The following is a 12,051-nucleotide window of genomic DNA, read 5'->3' on the forward strand; positions in this document are numbered from 1 at the left end:
TGTGGGAGCGGCTTGTGTAGAGCGGATAACGGATCGGGGCACCCCGTCCGCGCTGTCTACGCCGCGCCGCGCCGCCGGTCTATCCTCAACGGCGGAACAACGAGGGCACGGCGGGGAATTCGGGAATTCGGGGGTCGGTCGGGTGTCGGAGCCGAGCACGGGACCGGAATCAGGACCAGGTTCGGAATCGGGGTCGGGGTCGGGGCCGGGATCAGGACCAGGGGACGGACCGGGTACGGGCGGACCGGGTACGGGCGCGAGTACAGGCGTGAGCGCGGGTGCGGGCACTGGATCAAGTGGTTCAAGTGGATCCAGCGGATCAAGTGCCGGAACGGGCCTGGAACCGCTGCGCGACAGCGACCCGGCGTGGATCGGCGCGTACCGCCTCCTCGGACGCCTCGGCACCGGCGGCATGGGCCGGGTCTACCTCGCGCGCAGCGAACGCGGCCGTACGGTCGCCGTCAAGCTCGTCCAGCGCGAGCTGGCCGAACAGGAAGAGTTCCGCAGCCGCTTCCGCCAGGAAGTCAACGCCGCACGCAGGGTCGGCGGCGAGTGGACGGCCCCCGTACTCGACGCCGACACCGAGGCCGAGATCCCCTGGGTCGCCACCGGCTACATCGCGGGCCCCACGCTCCGCCAGGTCGTCGGCCACGAGCACGGGCCGCTGCCCGAACGCTCGCTGCGCCACCTGGCCACCGCCCTCGCCGAGGCGCTCCGCGCGATCCACGGCGCCGGGCTCATCCACCGCGACCTGAAGCCGTCCAACGTCCTGGTGACGCTCGACGGGCCCCGCGTCATCGACTTCGGCATCGCCCGCGCCCTGGAGGCCTCAGCGGCAGGCGGCCTCACCCGCACGGGCTCCAGCGTGGGCTCGCCGGGCTTCATGTCCCCCGAGCAGGTACGCGGCGACCGCGTGACGGCCGCCAGCGACATCTTCTGCCTCGGCTCGGTACTGGCCTACGCCGCCACGGGCCGCTCCCCCTTCGGCAGCGGCGACAGCGGTGTCCACGTACTCCTCTACCGGATCACGCAGGAAGAGCCCGACCTGGACGGCGTCCCCGACGACCTCCGCCCCCTCATCGCCGCCTGCCTCGAAAAGGACCCCGCCGCCCGTCCCTCCCTCGACGCCATCCTGAACCTCGCCGACGAGAACACCGGCCAGGACGAGGAGAGCAGCACGGACGGCACGGGCGGCACGGGCGGCACGAACGGCACGAACGGCACGGACGGCACGGACGGCACGGACGGCACCGCTGGGGGTAAGCACAAGGGCACGGGTGCGGCAACGGACGGACGGTCCTGGCTCCCCGAGGCCCTGGTCGTCCAACTCGGCCGCCACGCCGTCCGCCTGCTCGACACCGAGAGCCCGGACGACGTCCCCCGCACCCCCAACCCGGCCCCGGCGTCGGCTCCGGCACCCGGCTCCTCTGAAGCGGTCACCGAAGCCGGCGCCGCTGGCACTCCCGCTGTCTCCGGCGCCGGAGACGCCGCCGGAGACGTGGAGAAGACCGCCGAACGCACCACCGTGGACGGCGCTGCGACCGGAACACCGGCCCAGCCGGGAACGGGCCAGCCGGGAACGAGCGGCGGAGGCAGCGCGGGTGGCGGGGCCGGCGGGGGCGACGGAGTCCACGGCATGCCCACGATGGTGGGGGCCCCCTCCCCCCAGCCCCCTCCCGCCCCCTACGGCTACGGATACGGATATCCGCACGCCCAGCCCCCCGCCCCCGAGCCCCCGCGCCGCAACGGCGTGCCCGTCTCCGTCATCCTCGTCACCCTCGTGGCACTGCTCGCCGGGGCGGGCACCGCACTGCTCGTCGTCCGCGGCCAGGACGACGGTGGCGACGACGGCGGCAACAAGGCCCAGGACAAGAAGGCCCGCAGCAGCCAGAACTCCGCACCCGACGAGTCCTCCGGCACCCCCTCCTCACCCTCGCCCTCCGGGCCCTCCGACGGCGACATCCAGGACCGCTTCCTCGGCTCCTGGCGGAGCGCCCTCCCGGGCAAGCCCGACCACACCCGACGCATGGTCGTCCGCCAGGCGAGCCCAGGGGAGACGGCCATGACCCTCTCCGCCGACGGCCCCGACTACCACTGCGAGTTCGAGGCCAAGCTCACCTCCGCCGGCGACACGGTCAAGCTCGCCGCCACCGTGGTGACCGTGGGCGCGGGGTCCGAGTCCTGCTCCCCCGGCCAGCCCACGACCCTGGTCCCCGTCGGCTCCGACCAGCTCCGCCGCGACAACTCCGACGGCACAGCGCCCCTGACCTACACCCGCGACTGACCCCGCCGCCCCGCAGCGCCCTCACCGACGCACTCCAGCAGGTGAGCCACCAGGGGGCTGCTCTCGCCTCGCCGCCAGGCAACGGCGATCCGCGTACGGGCGACCCCACGATCACCCGCCCGGCGAGGCCCCTCGGAGCCGAACTCCGGACCGGACTCGGACCCGAGCTCCGAACCGGACTCGGAGCCGATCTCCGGGCCAGGATCCGGGATGACCCCCGAACCAGGCCCTGGGCCGAACTCCGGGCGGGGCGCAGGAGCCGGCTCGGGCCCGATCGCCCGGAAGGCCACGCCCCTGAGACGGATCCGGCGAATGGACGCCGGTGCCAGGGAGACCCCCAGCCCCGCCCCCACCAGGCCGCACACGGTCTGCCACTCCACGGCCTGCTGGACGACCCGAGGGGCGAAGCCCGCCGCCACGCACAGCTCGGTGATCCGGTCGTGCAGCCCCGGCCCCACCTCACGCGGCAACAGCACGAACGGCGAGTCCCGCAACTGCCCCACGGCTACCCTCCGCTGAGCGGCCAACGGATGCTCCACCGGCAGCACAGCCACGAACGGCTCGGTCAGCACTGTCCTGAACTCCACCTCCTTCCCGTCCTCGACAGAGGGTTCACGCACCAGGCCGACATCTATCGCCTTCTCACGCAACGCCGCGATCTGCGGCGCAGTCGTCATCTCCCGTATGTCCAACCGCACCTCGGGGAACCGCTCCCGGAACTCCCGCAGCACCCCCGGCAGTACGGTCAGCGCCAGCGACGCGGCGAACCCGATCCGCAACGTCCCCGCTCGCCCGCTCCCCACGGCCCGCGCTGCGGCCAGGCCGTCGGCCAGGTCGGCGAGGGCCCGTCGGGCAACGGGCAGCAGCTCACGTCCCGCCGGGGTGAGGGCCACACGGCCGGGCTCCCTGCTGAACAGCGGGTGTCCGACCTTCTCCTCCAGGCGGCGTATCTGCTGGCTCAGCGGCGGCTGAGCGATGCCCAGTCGGGCGGCGGCGTGGCCGAAGTGGAGTTCCTCGGCGAGCACGACGAACGCGTGCAGTTGCGGAAGGGGCAGCTCTGGCCTGTCCATACGCCTAGGGATATCAGGCCATGGCTACCGCTGTATTAGACGTATCACCGCAGTTCTCCTAGCTTTCGGTCCATGACTGAGCGACGTGCGATTCTCAGCGGTTCATCCTTCGAGGAACAGATCGGTTACGCCCGCGCCGTGGTCGACGGCGACTGGGTCCATGTGTCCGGCACGACGGGCTTCGACTACACCTCCATGACCATCTCCGACGACGTGGTGAAACAGGCCGAGCAGTGCCTCCGGAACATCGAGGCCGCCCTGACCGAGGCCGGTTGCACCTTCGCGGACGTCGTACGTGTCCGCTATCTGCTCCCCGACCGTGCCGACTTCGAGCCCTGCTGGCCGGCCCTCCGCCGCTGCTTCGGCGAGGTCCGCCCCGCAGCGACGATGCTCATGTGCGGACTCGCCGACCCCCGCATGAAGATCGAGATCGAGGTGTACGCCCGCCGTCCCCACGGGTGACGTCCCTTCCAGGACAGTCCGGGACGGTCTGCTCCAGGACAGTCCGATCCAGGACGGTCCGGTCCGCGACCGTCTCCGATCCGTTCTGAGGCTGCGCGGAGCGCGGCCCCGCGCCGTCAGTCCGAGACGCAGAACTCGTTGCCCTCCGGGTCCCGCAGCGTCGTCCACGTCGGTCCCCAGACCGAGTACTCGCCCACCACAGTCGCCCCCAGCCCCACCAGCCGATCCACCTCCTCTGTGCGGTCGGCGGCGGCGAAGTCCACGTGCACGCGGTTCTTCACACGCTTCTCCTCCGGTACGCGCTGGAACCCCAGCACCAGCGGCTCCGCCGCCACCATGACGAACTCTCCGAAGTCCTCACCCACCTCCACCCCCAGCGCGGTCGCCCACCACTCGGCCAGGGCTCGGGGCCGCGCGCAGTCAATCGTGATCATCTGTGCTTGTAGTGACATAGGGAACATTCTGTTAGCGCCCGGTCATAGCTGCCATAGAACTCCCAGGACACCGGAGCCCCACCTGCGCCCCCGCACGATCCGTGTGCGGGCAATGGACGCTGTGTCACTGGATATGGTGACTGCATGAACGATGCCGCCCGCCCTGACCTCGCGCACGCCGAGGACCTGATGGCCTTCCTCGCCGCGTCCCCCTCCCCGTACCACGCGGTGGCCAACGCCGCCGCGCGGCTGGAGAAGGCCGGTTTCCGGCAGCTCGCCGAGACGGACGCCTGGGACTCCGGGACCGGCGGCCGATATGTGCTCCGTGGCGGCGCACTCATCGCCTGGTACGTCCCCGAAGGGGCGACGGCGGCGACGCCGTTCCGCATCACGGGAGCCCACACCGACTCCCCGAACCTGCGCGTGAAGCCCAACCCCGACACCGGCTCCCAGGGCTGGCGCCAGGTCGCCGTCGAGATCTATGGCGGCACCCTGCTCAACACCTGGCTCGACCGGGACCTCGGCATCAGCGGGCGGCTGTCCCTCAAGGACGGCACCACGCGGCTGGTGAAGGTCGACCGCGCGCTGCTGCGTGTGCCGCAGCTCGCGGTCCACCTGGACAGGCAGGCCAACGAAGGGCTGAAGCTGGACCGCCAGCGCCACATGACGCCCATCTGGGGTCTCGGCGATGTCCACGAGGGGGACCTGATCCGGTTCCTCGGTGAGGAGGCCGACATTCCCGCCGGGGACATCATCGGCTGGGACCTGATGGCTCACAGCGTGGAGGCTCCCTCCTTCCTGGGTCGCGACCGCGAGTTCATCGCAGGGCCGCGGATGGACAATCTGCTGTCGGTGCACGCGGGCACTACCGCCCTCACCGCGATCGCGGAGGGCTCCGACGAGCCGCCGTTCATTCCCGTGCTCGCGGCCTTCGACCACGAGGAGAACGGCAGCCAGTCGGACACCGGCGCCCAAGGTCCGCTGCTCGGCTCGGTGCTGGAGCGGTCGGTCTTCGCACGCGGAGGCTCCTACGAGGACCGGGCCCGCGCATACGCCGGGACGGTCTGCTTCTCCTCCGACACCGGGCACGCCGTGCACCCGAACTACGCCGAGCGGCACGAGCCCGGACACCACCCCCTTCCCAACGGCGGGCCGATCCTCAAGGTCAACGTCAACCAGCGCTACTCCACGGACGGCAGGGGCCGGGCGCTCTTCGCCGCCGCGTGCGAGCGGGCCGGCGTGCCGTGGCAGAGCTTCGTGTCGAACAACGACGTGCCGTGCGGGACGACCATCGGGCCCATCACGGCGGCCCGGCACGGCATCACGACGGTGGACATCGGCGTCGCGATCCTGTCGATGCACTCGGCTCGCGAGCTGTGCGGTGTCAACGACCCCGCGCTGCTGGCCGACTGCCTCAGCGCCTTCATGGGCGGCTGAGCTCTCTTCCTCTTCTGTCCAGCTCGCTCTGCTTCTTTCTCAGCTCCTGTCGTCTCCTTCTTCGAACTGCCCTGGTGCGTCGGCCCCGCCTTCGCGTCAGGGCAGTTCGGCGTAGGGGCGGATCTGGCGCTCGCCGTTGAGGCTGATGGCGTTCTCGCCGGAGGGCGAGGGAAGGTCGATGGCCTTGTCGAGGACGGGACCGAACGGGCCGCAGCCCGAGGTGCGGGGCACCGTGAACGAGCTGTCCACGGCCTCGGGCATCTCGCCCGGCTCCGGCTCCCCGACGGCCTTGAGTATCAGGTGCACCGCATCCTGGCTGCCTCCGCCTATGGAGCAACGGCGCGGCAGCCCGGGGGCCGAGAGGCCGAACGTGAGGTCCAGCTCGCCCATGCGCTGGTCGTTGGTGTGGAAGTCGAAATACCCGCCGTAGCGCAGCGAGAGGGAGAGCGGTGTGCGGGGCACGCGGATCGGAGCAGCTTTGAGGCCGCCGAAGACCTGGTGGAACTCCCCGTCTATCCGCCCCTCCGCGTGTGTGACGGTGACCGGCTTCTTCAGCGGGATGCTGATGCGGCCGAGCTTGAGGCTGCCCGTCGCCGACATGACCTCGCAGCGCCACTTCTCCGGATCGGCCCCCTCGGGCAGCTCGGCACGGCTGGGACAGTCGGCGAACGTGGAGTCCCCGCCGCGGGGTTCGGCCGCGGGTGCGGCCGTGGCGGCCCCCGCCGGCGTGGCCATCGTGGCGGTCGCGGCCAGGGCGAGGCCCGCGAGGGCAAGGAGTCCTCGTCGAGGCGCGCGGATGTGCGCGTGCGTGCGTCGAGACGTGCGCGACCTACGGGTGGTGAACACAGCTTTCCCCCTGGGCAGTTGAGACCCCCGTGCCCCCGCTCGGGCACGTGCGTGGTCTGTCGAGAGCGTCCGGCGCTCTCGCACTCTTCGAGCATTGCAGACTTTCCTCTGCATAGGAAGGCCTGCAGAAAAAACTATGCAGAGAAAACTCTGTGGAGTAGAGTGGCGGACATGACCCAGGACCACGGCGACGAGCACGACGAGCGCGACGAGCAGAGCCGCACCATCAGCGACCCCGAATCGTTGAAAGCGCTCGCACACCCACTCCGGCTCAAGATCCTGCGGCAGCTCGGCACTTCGGGGTCGGCCACCGCGACCACGCTCGCCACCGCGCTGGGAGAGAACACCGGCACGCTCAGCTATCACCTGCGCCAGCTCGAACGTGGCGGCTTCATCGAGGACGACCCGGCTCACACCGGCGGCCGGGAGCGCTGGTGGCGCGCCGTCCGAGGGCTCGACGTACGCATGCCGGCGGACGAAGGGCTGACGCCCGCCGAGAAGGCCGTGCTGGGCGAGCTGGACCGCATGCGCGCGGAGGAGGACCTGGCCCTCGCCCGGCGCTTCGCGGTCGAAGGACGGTCCGCCGAGGGCTGGATGCGAGGCTCACGCAGCCTCAGTCATCTCACGAGAGAGGAGCTGGACGCGTTCCACGACGCCTATCTGGAGTTGGTACGAAGATTCTCCCGAGGCCCCGAGGAAGCCCGCCCCGACACACGGCCTGTGGCGCTCCGTTGGTTCGGCATACCCGTGGACGAGCCGGGAGGAGATGGCGGGAGGAGAGGAGAGGAGGAGTCAGGAGGCTAGGGCAAGTTCCCGGGCCCGCGGTGCGTTCCGCGGGCGGTGGCTCACTGAATGCGCATGTCCAGGACGGGTACTCGCGGTCGGAGCGCTCCAGTCAGCGCTCATGCCCAACTCATCTTGGAGGCATCATTCATGGGCATCATCGTCTGCATTGGCATGATGGCCGTGGGCGCGATCCTCACTCTGGCCGTCGATCTCAACTTCAGCGGCGTCAATCTCGACATCATGGGGCTGATCCTGCTGCTCGTCGGGACGATCGGCCTGTGCGCCTACGTCAGCATCCTCAAGCGCCGCCGTGTGCAGCCGCCGAGCCCGGCAGCGCCTGTGATCGAGGAATCGCACCGGCACACCGTGGACGACCGGTTCCGGTAACGGACCTCGCCGCGGCCCGCGACGGACAGCGGGTCGGGCCGGGTCGGTGCAGGTGGCGGGCCATACGGCTCGCCACCACGTCTCCGCCCCGCCGCACCACGGCTCCGCCCCACCGCCTCGTCCGGGCCCGCCGCCTGTCAGAGACCGCCGTCTCGTCAGGACCGGGGCCGGGCCCGGGGGCAGGCCTGACCCGGGGAGGGCAGCAGTTCCGACAGTGGGGTCAGTGCGCTGACTCCTCGTCCATGCCCGCGAGCACGAGGGGAAGACGGGAGGTGCCAGAGGGGGTGACGCGGACCGGGACGCCCCAGTCCTGCTGGTGGACATGGCAGGCGGGGAACTCGTTCTCGTCCGCCTCGTCGCAGGAGGCCGCCATGGCGGAGACGTGGAGGACGCCTTCCTCGACGCCGTTGTCCGTCGCGATGTGGACGTCCCTGGTGAGGTCGGTGCCCTGGCCGGCGCCGTTCGTGAGGAGTTCGGGAGGGGTGGCGCTGACGACGAGACGAGTGGAGGGGCCGTAACGGTCGTCGAGCTTCTGGCCGGGCGGCGGCTGGAAGACGACGTCGAGGCGGAGGGCGCCCGGTGCGACATCGGTCGCCGCGCGCTGAGTGCGGTGTGCGACGGCGTCGACGCGTACGGCCTCCTCCGGCAGGCGCAGCCGCGTCAGCCGGTGCCGGGCCGATTCCACGACGACGATGTCGCCGCTGTCGGGGGCGAGTACGGCGGCGGAGGGCTCGCGCAGGTCCGTGGCGAGCGTGGTGACTTCGCCGGTGGCCGGGTCGTAACGGCGCAGCGCGTGGTTGTACGTGTCCGAGATGGCCACGGAGCCGTCAGGGAGTGCCGTGACGCCCAGAGGGTGCTGGAGGAGGGCCTGGTCGGCGGGGCCGTCGCGGTGGCCGAAGTCGAAGAGGCCGGTGCCGATGGCGGTGTGGACGGTGAAGCCCCCGGCGTCGATGGCGGTGCCGTCCGGGGCCGCCGCAGCAACCATGTCGGCCTCCGAGGTGCCGCTTCGGGTGCCGTCCGCGTTGCCGTTCGGGGTCGCAGCGGCAACGTCGTCGCCCGAGGTGCCGCTTCGAGGGCCGTGCGCGTTGCCGTTCGGGGCTCCGGCCGTGTCGGTGTTCGAGGTGCCGCTTCGGGTGCCGTGCGCGTTGCCGTTCGGGGCTCCGGCCGTGTCGGTGTTCGAGGTGCCGCTTCGAAGGTTGTCCGCGTTGCCGTTCTGCGCTGCGGTCGTGTCGGCGTTGGAGGTGTCGTTCTCGGAGTCGGTTGTGGGGGTGTTCGGGTGGGTGAGCCAGCGTAGGGCGCTGGTTTCGGAGTCCGCGATCCAGAGGCGGGTTCCGTCGCGGGAGACCGCGAGGCCCGAGGGCTGGGCGAACCAGGCTTCGGGGGCGGGGCCGTCGACGAGGCCCTCGTTGGTGGTTCCGGCCGCCGCTCGTACGGTGTCCGACTCCGGGTCGTAGGTCCACAACTGGTGGATGCCGGCCATCGCGATCCAGACCCGGTCCGCGTACCAGGCCACGTCCCAGGGGGAGGAGAGTGCGATCTCGCGGGCGGGGCCCTCGTTCGGGGCGCCCTGCCACCACTGCGTGCCGGTGCCCGCGACGGTCACCACATCGCCCGTGGCCAGGTCGACGCGGCGCAGGGCGTGGTTGACCGTGTCGGCGACGAGGGCGTACCGGTCGCCGGGGAGGAGGGTGAGGCCCTGGGGTTCGTTGAACTGGGCGGTGTCGGCGCCGCCGTCGGTGAGGCCGCGTTCGCCGGTGCCGATGCGGCGGAGCGGGGTCTCGCCGTCCGGGGAGAGCTCCACGAGCTGGTGCCGGGTGGTGTCCGAGACGAGGTAGCCGCCGTCGGGGAGGGCGAGCACCTTGCCGGGGAAGCGGAGGTCGGTGGCGGCGGGCTCCGGCGGGACGTAGGGGCTGTCGCCGCGGCGCAGGGTGCCCTTGGCCTCGTGTTCGGCCTCCAGCTCGGTGATCAGCTTCTCGATCGCGTGCACATGGCCCTCGCCCGCGTGCTGTGCCACGACATAGCCCTCGGGGTCGATCACGACGAGGGTGGGCCAGGCCCGTACCGCGTACTGCTTCCAGGTCGCCAGGTCCGGGTCGTCCAGCACCGGGTGCTCCACGCCGTACCGTTCGACGGCGTCCACGACCGCCGTGTGCTCGGCCTCGTGCACGAACTTCGGGGAGTGGACGCCCACGACGACGGTGGTGTCCTGGTGCCGTTCCTCCAGTTCGCGGAGTTCGTCCAGGACGTGGAGGCAGTTCACGCAGCAGAATGTCCAGAAATCGACGATCACGCACTTGCCGCGCAGCGCGGTGAGCGTGAGCGGCTCACCGCCCGTGTTCAGCCAGCCACCGGCGCCGGTCAGCTCCGGCGCGCGGACGCGGGCACGGCGGGGCGCGGACGAGGAAGCAGGAGAGGAAGAGGGCGCGGAGGGGGGTGCGGGGGCGCGGTCGTTCATGTGTCCAGAGTGCCACTCCGGGACGCGAGTGCCGTTCCGTCCCCCCGCGTCAGCCCCTCATCCCTCACGCCTCCATCAGTCCCTCACGCCTCCGGCACCCCCAGTTCCCGTACCCGGTCCTTCAGTACCGGGAAGGACTCGCGGGTCTTGTCCACCTGGGCGGGGTCCAGGTCGGCGTCGAGGACCGTCTCCTCGGCGTCCGGGGCCTCCGCGAGGATTTCGCCCCAGGGGTCGATGATCGCGCTGCGGCCCGCCTGGGGGACGCCCGCGTGGGTTCCGGCGGTGCCGCAGGCGAGGACGTACGCCTGGTTCTCGACGGCGCGCGCCCGCGCGAGGAGCGACCAGTGCGCCGCGCGCTTCGCGGGCCACCCCGCCGGGACGACGAAGACGCGGGCGCCCTCGGGCTCGGCGTCGACGAGCGCGCGGAAGAGTTCCGGGAAGCGGAGGTCGTAGCAGGTCGCCAGGCCGAGGGTGGCCTTGGGGTGCGGGACGGTGACCGGTTCCGTGCCGCGGCCGAGGAGAACCGCTTCGCCGCGGTCGAAGCCGAAGCGGTGGATCTTGCGGTAGGTGGTGGCGAGCTCGCCGTCCGGCTGGAAGACGAGGGAGGTGTTGTAGAGGGTGCCGGAGACGGGGTCGCGTTCGACGATCGAGCCCGCGTGGAGCCATACGCCCGCATCGCGGGCCGCCGCGTGCATAGCCTCGTACGTGGGCCCGCGCAGCGGTTCCGCCTCCGTCTCGAAGGAGTCGAAGGCGAAGGCGCCCACGGGCCACAGTTCGGGGAGGACCACCAGATCGGCGCCGGCCTGGTCGCGTACGAGGGAGGCCGCGCGCTCGCGGCGCGAATCGGGTGACTCGTCCGGATCCACCCGTATTTGGAGAAGGGAAGCGCGCACCGTACCACCGTCCATGCGATCGAGGGGGTCGATTGGGCCTAGCATCGTCCCAAAAGCACTGCCGGGGTGCCCGTGCGCAGCGTAACTTGAGAGCACCCAGCCCGCGAACGATCCGTACCGCCGAGGGGTCCCGTGACCGACCACCCAAGCCTTCAGCCCTATGTTGACGCCTGGACCCAGTCCATGGAAGCGATATCCGAGCTGGTGACGCCGCTCGCCGAAGGGGAGTGGAACCGGCCCACCGAATGCCCGGGGTGGTCTGTCCGTGACGTGGTCTCCCACATCATCGGGATCGAGTGCGAGTTGCTCGGCGACCCGCGCCCCATCCACACGCTCCCGCGCGACATCTACCACGTGACGGACGAGATCAGCCGTCACATGGAGATCCAGGTCGACGTGCGCAGGCACCACACGGGCCCGGAGATGACGAGCGAGTTGGAGTACACGATCATCCGCCGGGCGCGGCACTTGCGGAACGAGAAGCGGGGGCCGGAGGACGAGGTGCCGAGCGCGCTGCCGTTCGGGCCGAAGAAGGTCCCGCTGGAACAGGCGCTGCGGACGCGGGCCTTCGATGTATGGGTGCACGAGCAGGATCTGCGCCGGGCGCTGGGCAAGCCGGGCAACCTCGACTCGGCGGGCGCGCAGGTCGCGCGGGACCTGCTGGTCGAGGCGCTGCCGAAGGTCGTCGCCAAGCAGGCGTCGGCACCCGTGAATTCGGCCGTGGTGATCGACGTCGGCGGTCCGCTGGAGTTCATGCGGACGGTGCGGGTCGACCAGGACGGGCGGGGCACGGTGGACGGCAGCCCGTCGCTCGGCCCGGCCGCGACGCTGTCGCTGGACTGGGAGACGTATCTGCGGCTGGCGTGCGGGCGGGTGCGCCCCGAGGCGGTCGCCGAGCGCGTCAAGGTCGAGGGCGACGCGGACCTCGGCGCCGCGATCCTCCAGCACTTCGCCGTGACCCCGTAAGAATCCCCGAGCCTGGAACGGCCGCCTGCCC

At 71.2% G+C, this 12,051-nt stretch carries 10 protein-coding genes and 1 pseudogene; 6 read left to right on the forward strand and 5 right to left on the reverse strand.

Going from position 1 to position 12,051, the window contains the following annotated elements; translation table 11 throughout:
• Window positions 1–337: 337 nt before the first annotated feature.
• Window positions 338–2,284 (forward strand): serine/threonine-protein kinase, encoded by a 1,947-nt coding sequence (locus ABD343_RS23135; RefSeq protein WP_344531317.1) that lies wholly within the window; start codon window positions 338–340, stop codon window positions 2,282–2,284.
• Between the two features lie 266 nt (window positions 2,285–2,550).
• Here ABD343_RS23135 and ABD343_RS23140 read toward each other — a convergent pair.
• Window positions 2,551–3,354, reverse strand: a pseudogene (locus ABD343_RS23140) (LysR family transcriptional regulator); the annotation flags it as partial.
• A 72-nt stretch (window positions 3,355–3,426) separates the two neighbouring features.
• Between ABD343_RS23140 and ABD343_RS23145 the strand changes: the two are divergent.
• Window positions 3,427–3,816, forward strand: coding sequence for a RidA family protein (locus ABD343_RS23145; RefSeq protein WP_344531216.1), 390 nt, complete (start codon window positions 3,427–3,429; stop codon window positions 3,814–3,816).
• Window positions 3,817–3,932: 116 nt separating this feature from the next.
• On the opposite strand, the gene ABD343_RS23150 is transcribed toward ABD343_RS23145, so the two are convergent.
• Entirely contained in the window at window positions 3,933–4,268 is a 336-nt protein-coding gene (locus ABD343_RS23150) for a VOC family protein (protein WP_344531217.1), read from the reverse strand.
• A 126-nt stretch (window positions 4,269–4,394) separates the two neighbouring features.
• Between ABD343_RS23150 and ABD343_RS23155 the strand changes: the two genes are divergently transcribed.
• On the forward strand, window positions 4,395–5,687 hold the full coding sequence (locus ABD343_RS23155; RefSeq protein ID WP_344531218.1) for a M18 family aminopeptidase: 1,293 nt from the start codon (window positions 4,395–4,397) through the stop codon (window positions 5,685–5,687).
• Window positions 5,688–5,783: 96 nt separating this feature from the next.
• On the opposite strand, the gene ABD343_RS23160 is transcribed toward ABD343_RS23155, so the two are convergent.
• Window positions 5,784–6,533, reverse strand: a complete 750-nt coding sequence (locus ABD343_RS23160; RefSeq protein WP_344531219.1) for a hypothetical protein — start codon at window positions 6,531–6,533, stop codon at window positions 5,784–5,786.
• Between the two features lie 171 nt (window positions 6,534–6,704).
• On the opposite strand from ABD343_RS23160, the gene ABD343_RS23165 reads away from it, so the two are divergent.
• Both ABD343_RS23165 and ABD343_RS23170 read left to right on the forward strand, forming a co-directional pair.
• Window positions 6,705–7,337: a helix-turn-helix domain-containing protein gene (locus ABD343_RS23165; protein ID WP_344531220.1), complete on the forward strand. Its 633-nt coding sequence runs from the start codon at window positions 6,705–6,707 to the stop codon at window positions 7,335–7,337.
• Window positions 7,338–7,466: 129 nt separating this feature from the next.
• On the forward strand, window positions 7,467–7,706 hold the full coding sequence (locus ABD343_RS23170) for a DUF6458 family protein (RefSeq protein ID WP_344531221.1): 240 nt from the start codon (window positions 7,467–7,469) through the stop codon (window positions 7,704–7,706).
• Window positions 7,707–7,926: 220 nt separating this feature from the next.
• Here ABD343_RS23170 and ABD343_RS23175 read toward each other — a convergent pair whose 3' ends face one another.
• Together ABD343_RS23175 and ABD343_RS23180 are read right to left on the reverse strand one after the other, a co-directional pair.
• A complete protein-coding gene (locus ABD343_RS23175) occupies window positions 7,927–10,161 on the reverse strand; it encodes an NHL domain-containing thioredoxin family protein (protein WP_344531222.1) in 2,235 nt (744 codons plus the stop codon).
• A gap of 83 nt (window positions 10,162–10,244) precedes the next feature.
• A complete protein-coding gene (locus ABD343_RS23180; RefSeq protein ID WP_344531318.1) occupies window positions 10,245–11,054 on the reverse strand; it encodes a carbon-nitrogen family hydrolase in 810 nt (269 codons plus the stop codon).
• A gap of 132 nt (window positions 11,055–11,186) precedes the next feature.
• Between ABD343_RS23180 and ABD343_RS23185 the strand changes: the two genes are divergently transcribed.
• Window positions 11,187–12,020 (forward strand): maleylpyruvate isomerase family mycothiol-dependent enzyme, encoded by an 834-nt coding sequence (locus ABD343_RS23185; protein ID WP_344531223.1) that lies wholly within the window; start codon window positions 11,187–11,189, stop codon window positions 12,018–12,020.
• Window positions 12,021–12,051: the final 31 nt, after the last annotated feature.

It is taken from the genome of Streptomyces albiaxialis (assembly GCF_039530985.1).
Lineage (GTDB): Bacteria > Actinomycetota > Actinomycetes > Streptomycetales > Streptomycetaceae > Streptomyces > Streptomyces albiaxialis.

Excerpts from the sequence above, each read along its gene's own strand:
- ABD343_RS23145 (WP_344531216.1), top strand. The coding sequence starts at position 3,427 with ATGACTGAGCGACGTGCGATTCTCAGCGGTTCATCCTTCGAGGAACAG.
- ABD343_RS23150 (WP_344531217.1), bottom strand. The coding sequence starts at position 4,268 with ATGTCACTACAAGCACAGATGATCACGATTGACTGCGCGCGGCCCCGA.
- ABD343_RS23155 (WP_344531218.1), top strand. The coding sequence starts at position 4,395 with ATGAACGATGCCGCCCGCCCTGACCTCGCGCACGCCGAGGACCTGATG.
- ABD343_RS23165 (WP_344531220.1), top strand. The coding sequence starts at position 6,705 with ATGACCCAGGACCACGGCGACGAGCACGACGAGCGCGACGAGCAGAGC.
- ABD343_RS23170 (WP_344531221.1), top strand. The coding sequence starts at position 7,467 with ATGGGCATCATCGTCTGCATTGGCATGATGGCCGTGGGCGCGATCCTC.
- ABD343_RS23175 (WP_344531222.1), bottom strand. The coding sequence starts at position 10,161 with ATGAACGACCGCGCCCCCGCACCCCCCTCCGCGCCCTCTTCCTCTCCT.